The organism is Sorangium sp. So ce295 (assembly GCF_051527405.1).
GTDB classification, from domain to species: domain Bacteria; phylum Myxococcota_A; class Polyangia; order Polyangiales; family Polyangiaceae; genus Sorangium; species Sorangium cellulosum_B.
Genome location: NZ_CP150324.1, coordinates 6,764,176 through 6,781,945 on the forward strand (window position 1 = coordinate 6,764,176; position 17,770 = coordinate 6,781,945).

Genomic DNA, 17,770 nt, shown 5'->3' on the forward strand with positions numbered 1-17,770 from the left:
GCGGAGCGCCGCCACGGCGGCGGCGCCGATCCACCGATGACCTGAAGAGGGACGATGGCTGATCAGAGACAGACCCCGTGGAGCCCCGCGCTCGACGGCAAGACCGGTAAGGCGTACTGGCGCAGCCTGGCGGAGCTCCTCGAGTCACCGGAGCTCCGCGAGGCCGCGGCGCGGGAGCTCCCGGGCGGCGGCGGCGAGCCCGTCGCGGTGAGCCGGCGGAGCTGGCTCAAGCTCCTCGGCGCGAGCATGGCGCTCGCCGGCGTGTCCGGGTGCAGATCGAGGGCAGCGGACAAGATCGTCCCTTACGTGACGACGCCGCCCGAGGTGACGCCGGGCGTCCTCCGGTATTACGCCACCAGCCTCGATCTCGACGGGTTCGCCACGGGCGTCCTCGTCGAGAGCCACGAAGGGAGGCCGACGAAGATCGAGGGCAACCCGGAGCACCCGGCGAGCCTCGGCTCCACCGGCGCCTACGAGCAGGCGTCGGTGCTCGGCCTGTACGATCAGCACCGCGCGCGCGCGGCGCGGCGCGGCCACGACCCGGCGACGTGGCAGGCGTTCGTCCAGCAGTTCGGGGGCGCGCGGAGCGACGGCGGCGCCGGGCTCCGGTTCGTCCTTCGTCCCACCGGCTCTCCGCTCGTCCTCGACCTCATCGGCCGCGTCCAGGCGCGCTATCCGGCCGCCCGGTTCACGTTCCACGCGCCCGCGAGGTCGGCGCACCCGGCGCGCGGGGCCGAGCTCGCCTTCGGCGCCCCGCTCCAGGCGCAGTACGACTTCCGGACGGCGGACGTGATCCTCGCGCTCGACGCCGACTTCCTCGCGTCGATGCCTTTCCACGCGCGGTATGCGCGCCAGTTCGCCGAGCGAAGGCGCCTCGGCTCGCCGACGGGCACCATGAACCGTCTCTATGTGATCGAGCCCGGGCTGACCTCGACGGGGAGCATCGCCGATCACCGCCTGCGCAAGCGGCCGAGCGACGTGCCGGCGATCGCCGCGGCGATCGCCGCCGAGCTGCTCCTCACCGAGGGCGCGCGGCCGGGGTTCATCCCTCCCCAGGCGCTCGGCGCGCTCGAGCCGCTCCGGGCGCGGGTCAGCGAGGCGGAGAGGCGCTTCGCCCGGGCGCTCGCGCGCGACCTCGCGCGCGGCGGCCTGGCGAGCGTCGTCGTCGCGGGGGAGCGGCAGCCTCCCGGGGTGCACGCGCTCGCCCACCTCATGAACGCGGCGCTCCGCAACGACCGCGCGGCGTGGACCACCGCGGGGACCTTGATCACGGCCGGCGCCGCCGAGCAGGACCTCACGGCGCTCGCCGAGGAGATCCGCCGCGGCGCCGTCGATACGCTCGTGCTCCTCGAGAACAACGTGGTGTACACGGCGCCCGCGGATCTCGAGCTCGCGGCGCTGCTCCGCTCCGTCCCGAGCCGCGTCTACCTCGGCCTCTACGAGGACGAGACCGCCGCCGGCTGCGACTGGTTCGTGCCCGCCGCGCACGATCTCGAGGCCTGGGGGGACGCGCGCGCGTACGACGGCACGACCTCGCTGGTCCAGCCGCTCATCGAGCCGCTCTTCCAGGGCAAGACGGCCTCCGAGGTGCTGGCGGTGTTCGCGGGCGAGCCCCCGAGGAGCGCGCGAGAGCTCCTGCGCGACGCGTGGGCCGCGCGCCGCGGCGGCGCCGATTTCGACGCGTTCTGGGAGGACGCGCTCCGGCGCGGACTCGTCGAGGGCACCGCCGCCCCGCGCGAAAACGCCTCGCTGCGGCTCGACGGCGTGATCGCAGGGCTCGCGCAGCTCGCGGCGGCGGCCCCGCCGCCGGCGGAGGCCATCGAGGTCGCCTTCTCGGTCGACGCGAGCGTCTATGACGGCCGGTTCGCCAACAACCCGTGGTTGCTCGAGCTGCCGGATCCCGTCACCAAGCTCACCTGGGACAACGCAGCGCTGGTCAGCCCGGAGACGGCGAAGGCGCTCGGCGTCGAGAGCGAGGATGTCGTCGATCTCGAGCTCGGGGGGCGGAAGATATCGATACCTGTCCTCGTCGCGCCGGGGCACGCCGACAGGACGGTATCGCTCACGCTCGGTTACGGGCGGAGCGGCGCCGAGTCGATCGCCGCCGGGGTGGGGTCCGACGCGTACCGGCTCCGCGCCGCGGCCACGCCGTTCTTCGCGGCGGGCGTCTCGGTGACGAAGCGGCCCGACCAGAAGCACAAGCTCGCCAGGACGCAGACGCACTTTCGCCTGGAGGGGCGCCCTGTCGCGCTCTCGGTCCCCCTTACCGTCTACCGCGAGCACCCCGGCTTCACGGAAGCGCTGAAGGGGCCGCAGCCGTCCCTCATGCCCGCGGTGGCCGCGCCTGGGACGCCGCTGAAGGAGCAATGGGCCATGACGATCGATCTCACGATCTGCACCGGCTGCAGCGCGTGCGTCGTCGCGTGCCAGGCCGAGAACAACGTCCCCGTGGTGGGCAAGGAGGAGGTCCTGAACAGCCGTGAGATGCACTGGCTCCGCATCGACTCGTACGTATCGAGCGACCCGCGCGACACGGCCGTCGTCCATCAGCCCATGATGTGCCAGCACTGCGAGAAGGCGCCGTGCGAGTACGTGTGCCCCGTGAACGCGACGACGCACAGCCCCGACGGGCTCAACGAGATGACCTACAACCGCTGCGTCGGGACGCGGTTCTGCTCGAACAACTGCCCGTACAAGGTCCGCCGCTTCAACTGGTTCGACTACGGCGAGCTCCGCGCGTTCAACACCGGGCTCTCGAGGCTCCAGCGCAACCCCGACGTGACCGTGCGGGAGCGCGGCGTCATGGAGAAGTGCACGTACTGCGTCCAGCGGATCCGCCGCGCGGAGATCGCCGCGCGGGTGGAAGACCGCCCGATCCGCCCGGGAGAGGTCGTCACCGCGTGCCAGCAGGCCTGTCCGACGCAGGCGATCCAGTTCGGCTCTCTCACGCACGAAGAGACGGCGATGGTGGCGTGGCGGGGCGAGCCGCGGAGCTACGCGGTGCTGCACGACCAGGGCACCCGGCCGAGGACCATGTACCTCGCGCGCGTCAACAACAAGAACCCGGAGATCGAAGAGCCGTGACGGAGCCTCTCCTCCTCGGGCGACCCACCGACGAGGCGCTCTCCGAAGAGCTCCTGTCGGTCGTCTGGAAGCCGCGATCCAGGCTGTGGTGGGCGGCGTTCACCCTCACCGGCGCCGGGACGGTCCTGCTCGCGATCTCCGTCCTCTACACCATCACCACCGGCATCGGGGTCTGGGGCAACAACATCCCGGTGGGCTGGGCGTTCGGGATCATCAACTTCGTGTTCTGGGTCGGCATCGGCCACGCGGGGACGTTCATCTCCGCGATCCTGCTCCTCCTCGAGCAGCGCTGGCGCACGAGCATCAACCGGTTCGCCGAGGCGATGACGCTCTTCGCCGTCATGCAGGCCGGCCTCTACCCGCTCCTGCACCTCGGCCGGCCATGGTTCGCCTACTGGCTCGTCCCCTACCCCTCGACGCTGGGGACCTGGCCCCAGTTCAAGAGCGCGCTGCCGTGGGACGCGGCGGCCATCTTCACGTACTTCACGGTCTCTCTCGTGTTCTGGTACGTCGGGCTCCTCCCCGACTTCGCGTCGCTCCGCGACCGGGCCCCCGACCGCCGCCGCCGGATCATCTACGGTGTCCTGTCGCTCGGCTGGCGCGGCTCCGCGTCCGCGCACCGCCACTACCGGCTCCTCTACGGGCTGCTCGCCGGGCTCGCGACGCCGCTCGTGCTCTCGGTGCACTCGATCGTGAGCACCGATTTCGCCATGGCGCTCGTCCCGGGCTGGCACGCGACGATCTTCCCCCCGTTCTTCGTCGCCGGGGCCATCTTCTCCGGCTTCGCGATGGTGCTGACGCTGCTCATCCCGGCGCGTCGGATCTTCCACCTCGGGAGCGTCGTCACCCAGAGGCACATCGACAACCTGAGCAAGATGACGCTCGTCACCGCCTGGATCGTCATCTACTCGTACATCATCGAGCTCTTCGCCGCCTGGTACAGCGCGTCGGAGGTCGAGATCTACCAGTTCTTCGTCGCGCGCCCCACGGGGCCGAACGCCGCGGTCTTCTGGGCGCAGATGATCTGCAACGTGCTCGTGCCCCAGCTCCTGTGGTTCCCGAAGGTCCGGAGGAACATGATCCTTCTCTGGATCATCTCGATCCTCGTGAACGTCGGGATGTGGTCCGAGCGGTTCGTGATCATCGTCCTGTCGCTGCAGCGCGAGTTCCTCCCGTCGGCCTGGCACGCCTACCGCCCGACGTGGGTCGATATCTCGATGTTCGCCGGGACGATCAGCTTCTTCCTGCTCCTCTTCCTGATCTTCCTCCGCCTCTTCCCGTTCGTGCCGGTGGCCGAGGTCAAGGAGCTGAACCACGAGCTCCGCCACAAGGAGAAGCACTGAGATGAGGAGAGGTCTGCTCGCCGAGTTCGAGACGCCCGAGGCGCTGCTCCAGGCGATCGCGGAGCTCAGGAGCCGCGGATACCGGCGCCTCGACGCGTTCACGCCGTACCCGATCCACGGCCTCGAGCAGGCGCTCGGGTTCCGCCGCTCGCCGCTCACCTGGCTCGTCCTGCCCTTCGCGCTCGCGGGCACCGCGGGAGGCTACCTCGTCCAGTGGTATTGCAACGCGTTCGACTACCCGCTCAACGTGGGCGGGCGGCCGGCGCACGCGGCCCCTGCGTTCATCCCGATCACCTTCGAGATGATGGTGCTCTCGGCCGCCCTCTCGGGGTTCGTCATCCTGCTCGTCCTCGCGCGGCTGCCCGAGCTCTCGCACCCGGTGTTCGACGTGCCCGGGTTCGAGCGCGCCTCCCTCGATCGGTTCTGGATCGGCATCGACGCCCGCGACCCGGCGCTCATCAGCCCCATCACCGAGCGCGATCTCACCGATCTCGGCGCCCTCACCGTGGCCTGGGCCGGGAAGGAGCGATCATGACGCGCGGACTGCCCCTCTCGCTCTCCTGCCTGGCCGCGGCGCTGTGCCTCTCCTGCACGCCGGTGACCTCGGCCGACGCCGAGCCCGGCGAGGCGGACCTCTTGGATCTCGAGCGCATGCTCCGCCAGCGGCGCTACACGGCCTACCAGGAGACAGAGCTCTTCGACGACGGCTCGGCCATGCGCCGCCCGCCCGAGGGCACCGTACCGACCGATCGCGTGCTCGGCGATCCCGGGCTCACCCGCGGGATCGCGGGCGGAGCGTACGTGGCGCGCGTCCCGGTCACGGTGACGATCGAGCTGCTCCGGCGCGGGAAGGATCGCTACGAGATCTTCTGCGCCGCCTGCCACGGGGTCGCCGGAGATGGCGAGTCGGAGGTCGCGCGCAACATGACGCTGCGGCGCCCGCCGTCGCTCGTCGACCCGCGCGTCCAGGCGTTCCCGCCCGGGCGCATCTACCAGGTCATCGTCGAGGGCTACGGGCTCATGCGCTCGTACGAGCCGCACGTCCCGCTCAGGGAGCGCTGGGCGATCGTGGCCTATGTGAAGGCACTCGGGAAGAGCCGCGCCACCGCGCTCGACGCGCTCCCCCCACCCCTCCGCGAGCGCGCCCGGAAGGAGCTCCCGTGAACCGGCGATTCCCCGTCTTCCGAGGCGGCCGCGCGATCGTGACGCGGTCCCTCGGCCTCGCGCTCCTCGGCGCCCTCCTCCTCGTCATCGGGGCGTTCGTGGACCGGGAGCGGCTCTTCTACGCGTACCTCGCGGCCTACGCCTTCGCCGTGACCACGGCGGTCGGGGCGCTCCTCTTTCTCATGATCTGCCACGCCATGGCCGCGACATGGCCAGTGGCCGTCCGCCGCCTCGCGGAGGCGATCGTCGGGGCGCTACCGCTGCTCTGCGCGCTGTTCGTCCCGCTCCTGTTCGGCCTCGGCGCGCTCTACGGGGAGTGGCTCCACCCCGAGTCGATCGGCGACGAGCACGTTCGAGCCATCGTGCTCCACAAGACGCCTTACCTGAACCTCCCCTTCTTCCTCGTGAGGACGGGGATCTACTTCACGGTGTGGATCGTCTTCGGCGCCCTGCTCCGGCGCGGCTCGATCCAGGGCGACGCGACCCCGGCGCTCGCCGACAGCCGGCGCCTCCGCGTGATCAGCGTCGCCGGCCTCCCGCTCGTCGGGCTCACGCTCTCGTTCGCGGCCTTCGACTGGCTCATGTCCCTCGCGCCGACGTGGGTGTCGACGATGTTCCCCGTCTATGTGTTCGCCGGCGGCTTCGTCGCCGCGATAGCGCTGCTCACGGTGCTGGCGTTCGCCGCCGAGCGCGCCGGGCTCCTGCCCGGGCTGAGCGCGTCGCACTACTACGCGCTCGGCCGGCTGCTCCTCGCGTTCACCATCTTCTGGGCCTACGCCGCGTTCTTCCAGTTCATGCTGATCTGGATCGCGGACAAGCCTGAAGAGGCGGAGTTCTACGTGCTCCGCGCCCACGGCCCGTGGGCGATCGCGTCCCTCGTGCTCGTGCTCGCGCGGTTCGTGATCCCCTTCGCGATCCTGCTCAACTACGGGATCAAGCGGCGCCCAGCCTGGCTGTCGGCCGTCGCCGCCTGGATCTTCGTCGCGCATTACCTCGACATGCACTGGCTCGTCGCGCCCGAGGTCCCGGGCGCTCGCGCGCCGTTCCACTGGCTCGACGTGGCGGCGCTCCTCGCCGTGATCGGCCCGTGCGTCGCGTTCGCCGCGCTGCGGGTGCGCGGCAGGCCGCTCGTCCCCGTCAACGACCCGGCGCTGCCGGCCGCCCTCCGCTACGAGAGCATATGACGTCCCACTACCGCCGTCCCGACGTGCGCCAGGAAGAGGATGTCGTCCCCTGGAAGACGATCCTCGCCGTCGCGTTCGCCGTCGTCGTGATCTTCGTCGTCCTGGGCCTCTGGTCCTGGATGCTCCTGCACGGGCGCGAGGCGGAGCTCCGCCCCTCGGGGAGGAGCGCCGAGCGCTCCCAGGAGATCTCGCTGCCGCGCGGCGAGGTGGCCGGGGTGGATCAACGGATCTTCCGGCGCGAGGCCATGGGCGAGGAGGGCATTGGCACGGCGCTGAACCACCGGAAGCGCGAGGAGCTCGGGCGCTTCGGCTGGGCCGACCGCGAGCGCGGGCTCGTGCAGATCCCGATCGAGGACGCGATGAATCTCGTCGTGGAGGAGAGCCGCTGATGAGGATGCAACACCTGTCCACCACGGCGCTCCTCGCGCTCGTGTTCACGGGCGTGCCGCTCACGGCCGCCGCGGATCGGCCATTGCTCCCGCCCGCCGCGCGGGAGGCCGACATCGACGAGCGCCTCGGGAACGCCATCGACACGACGCTCCCCTTCACCGACATGGATGGGCGGCGCGCGCCGCTCTCCGAGCACTTCGACGGGCGCCGGCCGGTCGTCCTCGTCCTCGCCTATTACCGCTGCCCGACGCTCTGCGGCCTCGTGCTGCGCGGCCTGGTCACCGGCATGGCAAAGCTCGATTACCGGCTGGGAGAGCACTACCGCGCGCTCACGGTGAGCTTCGATCCGCGGGACACCCCGGCGTCCGCGGCGCGGAAGAGGACCTCCGCGCTGTCGGCCCTGGGCATGGCCGGCGCGCCGACGCGCGAGACCTGGCCCTTCCTGACCGGCGCGCTGCCCGAGATCCGCGCGCTCGCGGGCGATCTCGGCTTCCGGTTCGGGTACGACCCGCAGACGGAGCAATACGCGCACCCCGCCGCCATCTTCGTCCTCACGCCGGACGGCCGCATCTCACGGGTCCTCTATGGCATCGAGTTCTCCCCCCTCGATCTCCGCCTCGCGCTCCTCGAGGCGAGCCGCGGTCAGATCGGCACCCCCCTCGAGCGCGTCCTCATGACGTGTTATCGCTACGACCCCGCGAGCCGCCGCTACGGCCCGTACGTGGCCGGCTTCCTGCGGCTCGGCGGGGCCGCCATCCTGGCGTGGGCCGCCGCGGTGATCGCCTTCTTCGGCTGGCAAGGGCGGCGGCGCAGGGGAGAGGGGCGCGCGCGATGAACGAGCTCCTGCGCCAGCTGCTCTTCCTGCCCGAGCAGCGCTCCTCGCTCGCCCGCGAGATCGATGGGCTGCACTACTTCGTCATCTCCGTGACGATGGGCGGCGCCGCCCTCATCACGCTCATCGGCGGGTATTTCCTGATCCGCTATCGCCGCCGGCTGGAGGACACGCCTCGGCCGCACCCCGGGGTCTTCGCGCGGCCCGCGCTCTTCCTGGAGACGGTGTCGCTCTTCGGCCTGGGCTTCGTGTTCCTCACGTTCTGGACCATCGGCACGCGCCAGTTCGTCGACCTGCGCACGCCGCCGGAGGACGCGCTCGACGTCTATGTCACGGCCAAGCAGTGGATGTGGAAGTTCGCCTATCCGGGGGGAGACAGCGAGATCTCGGTGCTCTATGTCCCCGCGCGGAGGCCGGTCCGGCTCATCATGACGTCGCGCGACGTCATCCACAGCTTCTACGTGCCCGCGTTCCGCATCAAGCAGGACGTCCTCCCGGGCCGGTACACGACGGTCTGGTTCGAGGCGACCGAGCCCGGCGCGTACCCCATCCTCTGCACGGAGTTCTGCGGCACGAGCCACTCGGAGATGCGCGGCCAGGTGATCGCGCTCGACCCGGCCGACTACGAGCGCTGGCTCGCGGGCGGGGTGGCGAGCGCCCCGGCGTTCGCGCAGGAGGCCGCCGCCGAGGCGGAGAACGAGCTCGCCGAGGCGGAGCCGACGATGCCGAGCCGCGGCGAGCACGCCGCCGCGAAGCACGGCTGCCTCCGCTGCCACACCCTCGACGGAACACAGCACGTCGGCCCGACCTGGGCCGGGCTCTACCGCTCGGTCGTGCCGCTCGACGGCGGCGGCGAGCGCGTCGCGGACGAGGCCTACATCACGGAGTCCATCATGGATCCGCTCGCCGCGGTGCACCGCGGGTTCACGCCGGTCATGCCGTCTTTCCGGGGACAGATCACGCCGCCCGACGTCGCGGCGATCATCGAGCTCATGAAATCGATCCGCGACGTGCCGCGCGGCGCCGTCGTGCCGTGGGACGGCGGGGTCAGCGACACGGGCGCCGCGGCGCCGGAGGGGGTGACGCCATGACAGCCCACGAGATCGAGGGGACCGCGCCCATCCACGGCGCGCACGACGCCGACTATCTGCGCGCCCGCGCGGGCGTGCGCTCGTGGCTGCTCACGACCGATCACAAGCGCATCGGGCTCATGTTCTACGCGCTGATCGTGCCGATGCTCATGCTCGGCGGCGCCTTCGCGCTGGTCCTCCGGACCGAGCTCCTGACCCCCGGGCCCACCGTGATCAGCGCGGCGACCTACAACCGCATGTTCACGCTCCACGGCGTGGTCATGGTGTGGCTCTTCATGATCCCGTCGATCCCGAACATCTTCGGGAACTTCGCCCTCCCGCTCATGATCGGCGCCAAGGATCTCGCCTTCCCGCGCCTCAACCTGGCGAGCCTCTACGTCTACGCGATCGGCGCCGTCATCACGCTGGGGGCGACGATCGCCGGGGGCGCCGACACCGGCTGGACGTTCTACCCGCCGTACAGCACGACGACGCCCGCGGGCGTCCTGCCGGTCGTGATCGGCATCTTCATCCTCGGCGCCTCGTCGATCATGACGGCGGTGAACTTCATCGCCACGACGCACACGATGCGCGCCCGCGGGATCGGCTGGGGACGCGTGCCGCTCTTCGTGTGGGCCATCTACAGCACGAGCATCATCATGCTGCTCGCGACGCCCGTCCTCGGCCTGACGATCCTGCTCGTCGGGATAGACCACATCTACCATTTCGGCATCTTCGACCCGACGCTGGGCGGAGACCCCGTGCTGTTCCAGCACCTGTTCTGGTTCTACTCCCACCCGGCGGTTTACATCATGGTGCTCCCGGCGCTCGGGGTCATCAGCGAGGTGGTCTGCACCTTCGCGCAGCGGCAGCCGGCGTCCTACTGGGCGATCGCCCTCTCGTCGCTCGGCATCGCGTTCATCGGGTTCACGGGGTGGGGGCACCACATGTTCGTGGCCGGGATCAGCGAGCTCGACGCCGGGATCTTCGGCGCGCTCTCGATGTTCGTCGCGATCTTCTCCGCGATCAAGGTGTTCACCTGGGTGGCGACGCTGCACAAGGGGTCCATCCAGTTCAACACCCCGATGCTCTATTTCTTCTGGTTCCTGTTCCTCTTCGTCTTCGGCGGCATGACGGGCGTCGCCGTGGCCACGCAGTCGCTCGACGTCCACTGGCACGACACGTACTTCGTCGTCGCCCACTTCCATTTCATCATGGTGGGCGGAACGCTCACCGCGTTCCTCGCGGCGGCGCACTACTGGTTCCCCAAGATGTTCGGCCGGACCTACTCCGAGTCGATGGGGCTGCTCACGTCGTTCGGGGTGTTCCTTGGGTTCATCCTGACGTTCCTCCCCCAGTTCCTGGCGGGCAACGCCGGGATGCCGCGCCGCTATTACAGCTACCCGGAGCAGTACCAGTGGCTCAACGTGCTCTCGACCGGCGGGGCCTTCCTGCTCTCGGGCGCGCTCCTGCTCGCGCTGGTGAACCTCCTTGTCGCCCTGCGCTGGGGGGCGCGCGCCACCGCCAATCCATGGAGGTCCCGGAGCTACGAGTGGATGACGCCGCCCATCCCGCCGGAGCACAACTTCCCCGTGACGCCGGTCGTCGATCGCGGCCCGTACGATTACCACCTGACCGACGAGGAGGCCCATGCCCGAGTCTCACCCGCCCGCTGAGCCGCTCGCCCCGGCGCGGCTGGCCATGCAGTTCGAGGACCTCGAGAAGCAGACCCACGCCGCGCACTTCGGCATGTGGATCTTCCTCGCCAGCGAGGTCCTGCTCTTCGGCGGGCTCTTCGGCCTGTACGCCGCCTACCGCGCGGTCTTCGGCGCCGAGTTCACCGCCGGGATCGCGCACAACAACGCCGTCATCGGGACGGCCAACACAGGGATCCTCCTGACGAGCAGCCTGCTCGTCGCGCTGAGCGTCTACGCCGTGCGCCTCGACCGGCCGGCGAGGGCCGGCCGCCTCCTGCTCGGCGCGATCGCGCTCGGCCTCGCCTTCCTCGTGCTGAAGGGCGTCGAGTACGCGGCGCACTTCCACGAGGGGATCTTCCCCGGCGCCGGCTACCGCTTCGAGGAGCTCCCGTATGCCGGCGCGAAGATGTTCTTCACGCTCTATTACCTGACGACCGGGCTCCACGCGATCCACGTGACCGCGGGGCTCGTGGTCCTCGGCTGGCTCGCGTGGGGGTGCTTCCGGCGCCGGTACGGCGCGGGCAACGAGACGCACGTCGAGCTCGGCGGGCTCTACTGGCACCTCGTCGACGTGATCTGGATATTCCTCTGGCCGATGCTCTACCTGATGCACCGCTAACGGGACGTTGCGCCCATGACCGTCAAGCACCTCTCCTCGCGGACCTACGTCATCGTCTGGCTCCTCCTGATGGGGCTCACGCTGGCCTCGTACCTCCTCTCGCTGGCCCACCTCGGCCAGGCCGATGTCGTCGCGGCGCTGCTCATCGCCACGGTGAAGACGGTGCTCGTGCTGCTCTTCTTCATGCACCTCATCGAGCAGCGCTTCGCGAACGCGCTCCCGATGATCGTGGCGGCGCTCCTGCTCGGCCTGCTGCTCACGCTGATGCTCAGCGACGTGACGAGCCGCGAGACGATCACGCGCAGGCCGATCCCGCCATCGCCGCTGCCCGGGGCCACGGCCGCGCCCCGATGACGGCTGCGTCCCGATGATCCGTCCATCGCGCGAGCGCGCCCGCCGGCGCGGGCCGTAGGCGCGGGAGCCGCGCTGTCGTCGGAGGGCGCGACGCCGATCTCACCGCATCTGCCGCCGCTCGCGTGGGCTATCGGCCGCCCCGGTTCGGGCCTACAAACACGTGCTCTCGATGCCGCGCGACGGCCCTGCGGAAGGGTGTCTGCGCCTCCGGCATTGAACGTTCGTAGGAGCGACCATGAAGAGATGGATCGGGCGGACCGCTGTCCTGTGCGGCCTCGCCGCGGCCGCGTGCACGCCCGGCCCGGCGGACGCGCCATGGCTCGCGGAGGGGGACGGGTCTCTGGCGCTGGACTGGGCGGCGGCCTCTCCGACGGCGTTCCGCGGCGCCCCCGGGAACGTCGACCCGAGCGCGCCGTGCTCCGCGCGGGTCCTCTTCACGGAGGCCTTCGCGGACAAGGCGACCCGGTGGAGCCTCGCGGCGGGGTGGGAGATCGGGCCGGCGAGGGCGTCGAGCGACCAGCGCGCGGGGTTCCCCGATCCGGCCAGCGATCACACCGGGGCCGGCGACGACGGCGTGGCGGGCGTGGTCCTCGGCGGCAGCCCGAGCGTCACCGCGCCGCACCCGCAGCGCTACCTGACCAGCCCCGCCGTCGACGCGCTGGTGAGCGGGCAAGTCACGCTGTCGTTCTGGCGATGGCTGAACACGACCTACCGCAACAAGGCCCGCGTCGAGGTCTTCGACGGATCGCGCTGGCGGATCGTCTACGAGTCTCCGCACGACGATGTCACCGAGTCCGGATGGAAGCGCGTCACCTACGATCTGACGCCCTACAAGAGCTCGAACCTGCGCGTGCGGTTCGGCTACAGCGCCGTCATCGCCTTCGGCGGCGCGCCCATGTCGGGCTGGAACATCGACGACGTGCAGATCAGCGCCTGCCGCTGAATCGGCTCATGGCCCGAGCGGGACAGCGCTCGCGGGCCCCCACGAGCGCTGTGGAGAGACACACCCAGGGCGTCATTTTCGTTTCCTGCTGACAAATCTCGCTCCCGGCTCCGCCATGGCTCGCCCTGGCACCTCGCTTGCTCAACCCAGCCCTGGAGCGCGCGAGGACGTAACCCTGCGCCAACCTGTGCCAAAGAAAGGACCGGTCGAACCATGTCCATGCAGAAGAAGCGAAAGGTGCTGAAGGCGCCGTTCATCGTGACCGTCGCCGCGGCGGCCTCGCTCGCGGGCGCGGTGGCCCTGCCGGGGTGCGATCCCACGGTGACGAGCGGCAGCTGCCCCGAGTCGGCGCCGGAGATCGGATCGAGCTGCGAGGAGGACGGCCTCTCGTGCAACTATGGTGAGGAGTCGTGCGGCATCCCGATCTACAGGACGTGTATGGGCGAGGTGTGGGATCGGGCCCCCACGGTGGCCTGCAACCCGCCGCCGCCGGAGTGCCCCGCGGAGGTCCCGAAGGCCGGCAGCGCCTGCGAGGAGCGCGGGAAGACCTGCAACTATGACACCACCGGTTGCCCCTCGGTGGTGACGTGCGGTGACGACGGCACGTGGTCCGAGCCGATCTCGCCGGCCTGCAACCCGCCGCCGCCGGTGTGCCCCGTGGAGATGCCGAAGGCCGGCAGCGCCTGCGCGGAGCCCGGGACGACCTGTAACTATGACGCCACCAGCTGCCCTGCGCTGGTGACGTGCGGTGACGACGGCACGTGGTCCGAGCCGATCTCGCCGGCCTGCAACCCGCCGCCGCCGGTGTGTCCCGAGGTGATGCCGACCGACGGGGATCCCTGCGTGGCGGCGAGCGGGCCCTGCCCCTACGAGATGATGACCGGCTGCGGCCCGATGCCGACCGAGGCCGCGTGCGTTCAGCAAAAGGACACCTGGAGCTGGCAGGTAGCCGAGATCTTCTGCAACCCGCCGCCCCCCGACGTCTGTCTCAACGCCGCCACCGAGGACGCGTGCGAAAACCTCGGGCCAGCGTGTCGCTGGCTCACGCCAGGCTGCGGCGACGCCTCGACGACCCCCGTGCTGGCCAAGGCGGGCTGCTTCCCGAGCCAGGGTTGCGAGGTCGACGAGGCGTGTCCGGGCGGGACGCTCTGCCAGGAGCTCGTCATCAACCCCTGTTACAAGCAGGCCTGTGACGCCTGCGGCTCGACAGTGAAGGTGTGCGCGCCGCCAGGCGGGCGCCCGAGCACGTCGCCGTGAGCTCCTCCGGGGGCGGCGAGCGCCCGTCTCCCGTCTTGCCGCCCCCGGACTCCCCGCCTAGCGTGATCCCATGACGGACGCCCCCGACGCAGAGCAGGACAGCGACGCTGACGCGGAGGCGCCGCGCGGGCAGCGCGCCCCCCTCCCTCCCGCGAGCGACGCGGTGCGCGCCGAGTGGGGGCGGCGCGTCGAGGCCGAGTACCGCTCGGCGGCGATCACGCAGCACCTCACGCTCTGGCTGATCCAGATGGGCGCGTCGCCGGATCTCATCGACGACGGCCTCCGCATCGTCAAGGACGAGCTCGCGCACGCGCGACTCAGCCATCGCGTCCACGCCCGCGCGGGCGGCGGCGCCTTGCCGGCGCTCCGCCGCGAGACGCTCGGGCTCAGGAGCAGCGGGGACGAGCCGCTCGAGATGGCCGTCGCCCGGGCGGGCGTGGAGGTGTTCTGCCTGGGGGAGACGGTCGCGGTCCCGCTCTTCAAGGTGCTCCGCGAGGGGTGCACCGTGCCGGTCGCGCGCCGGGCGCTCGACCGCATCCTGCGCGACGAGGTGCGGCACCGCGACTTTGGCTGGACGCTGCTCCGTTACCTGCTCGAGCAGCCGTGCGCGCCGGCCGTGCGGCAGCTGGTCGAGCGCGAGCTCCACGCCATGTTCACGCGGCTTCGCAGGAGCTACATGCCCCCTGGCGGCGCGAGGCGCGCGGCGATCTCCGACGACGATCGCGCCTGGGGCCTGATGCCGCCCGCGCGGTACGGCGAGATCCTGGAGCGCGCCGTGGAGCGGGACTACGCGCCTCGCTTCGGCGAGCACGGCCTCGATGCGACCGCCGCGTGGCGCGCGGCGACAGCGCCCGACAGGTCCGCCGCGCCCCCCTGAGCCGGACGCCTCCCAGCCGCCGCGCGACGCCGCGATACGGCCGCGCCCCCTGAGCCGGACCCCGCCAGCCCTCGCACACAGCGCCGCCGGCCTGGAGCCTGCGCGGACGCGCCGTCACGCCATCACGCGGATCACCCGCCGTTCCGGCAGGCTCTCCCGCCTCTGCGCCCATTCGCCGCGCGCCGCCGACTCGAGGATGCGGCGCAGGAGCAGCGCTGGCGCGTCCGCCTCGACGTGGTGCTCGCGGAGGGCCCCCTGCTCCGCGCAGGCGAGCTCCGCGCTCTCCAGGAGGAGCCGGTCCTGCCGGAGGATCGCCGGCTCTTCCTGGCGAAAGCGCACGCGCGCCCCGAAGGGCAGCGCCCTCGCGCTCATCCACTCCAGGCGGCACCGATCGGGCGCGGTCGGGACGAAGTGCAGGACGATCCGGCGCGAGGGCCCTCCCAGCGAGCGCACCTCGACGCGGTCGGGGAGCTTGAACGAGAGCAGCGTCTGCACCGACCGCTGCCCTGGCGCGCCGCCGTCCTCGCGGACCGGCCCGCGCAGCGTCATGCCGTCGAGCGTCGGCCGCAGCTCGAGGAGCTCCTCGCGCAGGCCGCGGAAGAGCGCCGTGTAGAACTGCCAGTGGGTCCACGGGTGCGCAAACGCTGGGTGACACCAGTCGAGGTTGTTCTCCAGGCCTTTGATGGACGAGCACCCGAGCTCCACCGAGCCCTGATCCCAGCGGTGCGCCGCAAAGCCGTCGATGCTCGGCGCGGGCGGCGGCGCTCCGCCGTGGCCCTCGCCGAGCCAGACCCACACATACCCGTCCTGCTCCGCGCACGGGAACGCGGGGACACCGCACCTCTCGGGGATGCGCCTGTCCCCCGCGAGCGACGGGATGTGCACGCACTCGCCGCCGCCGCCGAACCTCCAGCCGTGGTATCCGCACGCCAGCTCTCCCCGGGTCACGCGCCCGAGAGACAGCTTGACGCCGCGGTGACAGCAGCGATCCGCGAGCGCGCGGGGACGGCGGCCGTCTCCTCGAAATACAACGATGTCCCGATCGAGGACCCGGACCGCGCGGGGGGCATCCCCGAGCTGCGAGGACGCACAGGCAACATACCAGTACTCCCTGAGGAACATGACCTCACCTCCAACAAACATTCATGAATGTATGTAAATCGACCTAAAAAAACGCCCTCAGCGCCGGAGCCCGCGCAGGAACGTCGCGACCATGCGGCGCACGACGGCCCTGGACTCCAGCGCCGTCGGGTCCATGAGGTGCAGCGCGGTCGCTCCGTGCACGAGGCTGACGGCCGCGAGGGCCGCGGCCCTCGGGTCGGTGGCGCGGTCGATCTGGCCGGCCGCGATGCCCTTTCGCACGAGGTCGGCGACCATGTCGACGAGGCGGCGCGCGTTCGCGATCTTCTGCTGGAATCCCGGTTCCAGCTCGGGCGTGAGCTCGGTCTTGAACAGCGTGATCGAGAGGACCGCGCGGTACTCTGGATCTTCCTCGAGGACCTCGAGCGATCGCGTGAGCAGGCGCTCGATCGACTCGAGCGGCGCGTACCGGGGCGAGAGCGCCTCGGCGAAGACCTCGTTCGCCTTGGCGAAGCGCTCGCCGATCAGCGCCGAGTAGAGCTCCACCTTGCCCTTGAAGTGCCAGTAGACCGCGCCCCGCGTCAGCCCGGCTTCCGCCGCGACGTCCTGCAGCGTCGCCGCCGAGTATCCCTTGCGGCTGAAGACGCGCAGCGCCGCGTCGAGGATCTGCTCGCGGGTCGCCGCTGCTTCCTCCTTCGTCCGTCGCACCCACCCCATATACATTCTCGAATGTATGTTAGCAAGCCCGATCGTCACCTGGCCGGCGCCGGGCGCGCGGGGTGGGGCCGCCGTCGGGACGGGCGGGGCGATCTGGCGGAGAGGACGCGAGACCAGGTCGTGAAGACGCCGGGCTCGGGCTCAGGTCGTGAAGACGCCGAACTCGGGGCTGTAGATGACCACGCCCCGGGCGCGCTCGAGCGCCCCCTGCGCGAGCTCGATCGCCATGAACGCCTCGTCCGCCGCGTACTCGTTGCCGAGGCCGTACAGGCTGGCCTTCTCGAACCCGAACCGAGCGTAGTACTCCGGCGATCCGAGGACGACGGCGAACGCGAATCCGGCGTCCGTGCACGCCGCGATCCCCTGTCGCGCCAGCGCAGAGCCGATGCCGCGGCCCTCGAGCCCGGGCGAGACCGCGAGCGGCGCGAGGCCGACGCCTTTGCCGGGGACGCCGTCGCCGGCGATCGTCACGGGGCTGAACAGGACATGTCCGACGATGCCCGTGTCCGTCACCGCGACCAGCGAGACGGCCGCGCGCCCCGCGTCCCGCAGCCTGTCCACGAGATCCGCCTCGAGCGCCGAGGGAAACGCCGCGAGGTGAACGGCGCGGATCCCCGCTTCATCGCCCGCGCGCTCCGGCCTGACGTCCATCATCGACGCACCCCGCCGGGCCGACGCTTCTCCGCCGATCGGCCTGCGCGAGGGGCAGCGTCCGGCGCGATCCCCCGCCCGCGAGCCGCGTCAAGCGCCAGAGAGGACGCGGCTATGACAGACCATGTCCCACCGGGTCGACGCCTCGATAGCGCCCCTTCCTCTCCGGTTCTCCACAGGCCTTCTCCACAGGACATCCCCTGGACAACAGCTGGATTCTGTCGATTACCTTCGCCGCGCGCGCCTCTTCTCGTCATGGCCATTCGCACAGCCTAGCGGAACGCCGCGCGCGGCAGGGTGAACCGGGTGAACCGGCGCCCGACGACACACGCAACCATTCGTAATCACAACGATTTCTACGGCAACAGGCACCGCCGTCCGCCCCTGACGGGTTGGGACAATGTCCGTCCGATCGATCCCTTTCCCGACGGGTCGAAGATGACTATCCATGGTAGACATCAAGAACGCGGCGCGACGGCGTGTCTCTCGCACGAGCGTGTAAATGGCG

General features: G+C 70.8%; 17 protein-coding genes. 14 read left to right on the forward strand and 3 right to left on the reverse strand.

What is annotated here, in order from left to right; all coding sequences use genetic code 11:
- Positions 1 to 54 precede the first annotated feature (54 nt).
- The 14 genes from WMF11_RS25590 (at position 55) to WMF11_RS25655 (ending at position 14,814) form a co-directional block, all read left to right on the forward strand.
- Positions 55 to 3,084: a TAT-variant-translocated molybdopterin oxidoreductase gene (locus WMF11_RS25590; RefSeq protein WP_437979252.1), complete on the forward strand. Its 3,030-nt coding sequence runs from the start codon at positions 55 to 57 to the stop codon at positions 3,082 to 3,084.
- Positions 3,081 to 4,427 (forward strand): NrfD/PsrC family molybdoenzyme membrane anchor subunit, encoded by a 1,347-nt coding sequence (nrfD, locus tag WMF11_RS25595; RefSeq protein WP_437979253.1) that lies wholly within the window; start codon positions 3,081 to 3,083, stop codon positions 4,425 to 4,427. Before WMF11_RS25590 ends, nrfD begins: the two co-directional genes overlap by 4 nt.
- 1 nt (position 4,428) lies before the next feature.
- On the forward strand, positions 4,429 to 4,962 hold the full coding sequence (locus tag WMF11_RS25600) for a DUF3341 domain-containing protein (protein WP_437910907.1): 534 nt from the start codon (positions 4,429 to 4,431) through the stop codon (positions 4,960 to 4,962).
- A complete protein-coding gene (locus WMF11_RS25605; protein WP_437979254.1) occupies positions 4,959 to 5,591 on the forward strand; it encodes a c-type cytochrome in 633 nt (210 codons plus the stop codon). Before WMF11_RS25600 ends, WMF11_RS25605 begins: the two co-directional genes overlap by 4 nt.
- Positions 5,588 to 6,775: a hypothetical protein gene (locus tag WMF11_RS25610; RefSeq protein WP_437979255.1), complete on the forward strand. Its 1,188-nt coding sequence runs from the start codon at positions 5,588 to 5,590 to the stop codon at positions 6,773 to 6,775. Before WMF11_RS25605 ends, WMF11_RS25610 begins: the two co-directional genes overlap by 4 nt.
- A complete protein-coding gene (locus WMF11_RS25615; RefSeq protein WP_437979256.1) occupies positions 6,772 to 7,164 on the forward strand; it encodes a hypothetical protein in 393 nt (130 codons plus the stop codon). The genes WMF11_RS25610 and WMF11_RS25615 overlap by 4 nt, the downstream gene beginning before the upstream one ends.
- On the forward strand, positions 7,164 to 8,000 hold the full coding sequence (locus WMF11_RS25620; RefSeq protein ID WP_437979257.1) for an SCO family protein: 837 nt from the start codon (positions 7,164 to 7,166) through the stop codon (positions 7,998 to 8,000). The genes WMF11_RS25615 and WMF11_RS25620 overlap by 1 nt, the downstream gene beginning before the upstream one ends.
- Positions 7,997 to 9,088: a cytochrome c oxidase subunit II gene (gene coxB, locus WMF11_RS25625; protein WP_437979258.1), complete on the forward strand. Its 1,092-nt coding sequence runs from the start codon at positions 7,997 to 7,999 to the stop codon at positions 9,086 to 9,088. The genes WMF11_RS25620 and coxB overlap by 4 nt, the downstream gene beginning before the upstream one ends.
- The gene (locus tag WMF11_RS25630) at positions 9,085 to 10,743 is read left to right on the forward strand and encodes a cytochrome c oxidase subunit I (RefSeq protein WP_437910913.1); all 1,659 of its coding nucleotides are present in this window, start codon (positions 9,085 to 9,087) and stop codon (positions 10,741 to 10,743) included. Before coxB ends, WMF11_RS25630 begins: the two co-directional genes overlap by 4 nt.
- Positions 10,718 to 11,383, forward strand: a complete 666-nt coding sequence (locus WMF11_RS25635; RefSeq protein WP_437979259.1) for a cytochrome c oxidase subunit 3 — start codon at positions 10,718 to 10,720, stop codon at positions 11,381 to 11,383. Before WMF11_RS25630 ends, WMF11_RS25635 begins: the two co-directional genes overlap by 26 nt.
- Before the next feature lie 15 nt (positions 11,384 to 11,398).
- Positions 11,399 to 11,737 carry a cytochrome C oxidase subunit IV family protein gene (locus tag WMF11_RS25640; protein WP_437910914.1) on the forward strand — a complete coding sequence of 113 codons (339 nt, stop codon included), beginning with the start codon at positions 11,399 to 11,401 and terminating at the stop codon, positions 11,735 to 11,737.
- A 235-nt stretch (positions 11,738 to 11,972) separates the two neighbouring features.
- Positions 11,973 to 12,680, forward strand: a complete 708-nt coding sequence (locus WMF11_RS25645) for a hypothetical protein (RefSeq protein ID WP_437979260.1) — start codon at positions 11,973 to 11,975, stop codon at positions 12,678 to 12,680.
- A 213-nt stretch (positions 12,681 to 12,893) separates the two neighbouring features.
- Positions 12,894 to 13,937 (forward strand): hypothetical protein, encoded by a 1,044-nt coding sequence (locus tag WMF11_RS25650; protein WP_437979261.1) that lies wholly within the window; start codon positions 12,894 to 12,896, stop codon positions 13,935 to 13,937.
- Positions 13,938 to 14,007: 70 nt separating this feature from the next.
- Positions 14,008 to 14,814, forward strand: a complete 807-nt coding sequence (locus WMF11_RS25655) for a ferritin-like domain-containing protein (RefSeq protein ID WP_437979262.1) — start codon at positions 14,008 to 14,010, stop codon at positions 14,812 to 14,814.
- 114 nt (positions 14,815 to 14,928) lie between these two features.
- Here WMF11_RS25655 and WMF11_RS25660 read toward each other — a convergent pair whose 3' ends face one another.
- The 3 genes from WMF11_RS25660 to WMF11_RS25670 form a co-directional block, all read right to left on the reverse strand.
- Entirely contained in the window at positions 14,929 to 15,936 is a 1,008-nt protein-coding gene (locus WMF11_RS25660; RefSeq protein WP_437979263.1) for a Rieske 2Fe-2S domain-containing protein, read from the reverse strand.
- Positions 15,937 to 15,993: 57 nt separating this feature from the next.
- Positions 15,994 to 16,602: a TetR family transcriptional regulator gene (locus WMF11_RS25665; RefSeq protein ID WP_437979264.1), complete on the reverse strand. Its 609-nt coding sequence runs from the start codon at positions 16,600 to 16,602 to the stop codon at positions 15,994 to 15,996.
- Between the two features lie 150 nt (positions 16,603 to 16,752).
- On the reverse strand, positions 16,753 to 17,265 hold the full coding sequence (locus tag WMF11_RS25670) for a GNAT family N-acetyltransferase (RefSeq protein ID WP_437979265.1): 513 nt from the start codon (positions 17,263 to 17,265) through the stop codon (positions 16,753 to 16,755).
- Positions 17,266 to 17,770: the final 505 nt, after the last annotated feature.